Genomic DNA, 1,159 nt, shown 5'->3' with positions numbered 1-1,159 from the left:
AAACAATCTTTGACTGGTTATATTAGAATCTTTATTTTCATTCTTATCTCTTATAAGATTTTCTAAGATTATTGGCTCATTTTTTTCATAATATTCAAATAATTTGCTTTCTTTCATTAGATATGGTTCTTTATTAAAAAAACTTATGTGCTCAACTTTTATATCCTTTACATCTAGCTTTAATTCATCCGCTAGTAACTGATGAGTTAAAAATTTACTGTTTCCATTGTATAACTTTATGGAAAGATTGGGATGTAGGCATTTAAAATCCACGTTGACTACATGTTCATTATCTATTTTGATTAGATGTCGAATAAATGTTGGCATCAAATTGAATGAATCATATACTCTACCTCCAGCTCGTTCTCCCGAAATAGTTGGAACTAAAAGTCCAGAATCTATTAAATCTCTATAACGCTTAATATTATCTTCATAAGCTACTCTTCTGTCAAAATCTTTAAAAAGAGATTTCTTTCTACCATTCAAAATGGTAAATCTTTTTCCTTTATTGTTGTAATATTTATTTTTAACTAACTTTTTGGCTTCAACTAAGATTTCTTTTTGAGTTGGGAAAGTGATTTTTGGATAGATTGTTAACAAATTCTTTGCTATTGGATTAGTTAACCCCTTGTTAATGTTAATATCTCTTTGTTTTTGTCTATGATTTATTAAAAAATCACTTGATATTTTATATTTTACTGACCCTTGATTTAAAAATTGATCTGAAAGTCTATATTGTTTTGATTTTTTTCCAACTTCATAACTCGCTGTTCCTCTCTCATTAAGTTTGGTTTCAATTATTGGACGTGATGAAAATATATTACTCAAAAGTAAATCAATCACTCTTTTGTATCTACCATCTGAACCGGGAATTTGTTCTTGTAATATTACACTAGATAATGCTTTCCAATTTCCTTGGTTATTATTTTCATAATCAATAGTACTAAAGTTTGATAAAAACACTAGACAATATTCGATCGCCAAGTCCGAATCTCTGTGAATTTTTAAAAGTTCTTTTTTTAGTAATTTAGATCTTAATAATTTTTCAACATTTTTTGGAATAGTAATATTTCGACTATCACTAAAAAGTTTAATAACTTTTTCAAATTCTAGAGAATCTCCTGAGTTTTCTTTATGCAAAATGGTTTTTTATTTATTG

General features: G+C 26.7%; 1 protein-coding gene. It reads right to left on the bottom strand.

The features are described from left to right. The coding region (locus tag DNC80_RS15705) for a hypothetical protein (RefSeq protein WP_182652023.1) at nt 1-1,140 on the bottom strand (1,140 nt) is incomplete at its 3' end. Nucleotides 1,141-1,159: the final 19 nt, after the last annotated feature.

Origin of the sequence: Flavobacterium sp. SOK18b (assembly GCF_014156605.1) — a bacterium.
Classification (GTDB): Bacteria; Bacteroidota; Bacteroidia; order Flavobacteriales; family Flavobacteriaceae; genus Flavobacterium; species Flavobacterium tiangeerense.
The sequence above is the reverse complement of the archived record's forward strand: the minus strand, read 5'-3'. Positions and strand labels throughout refer to the sequence as shown.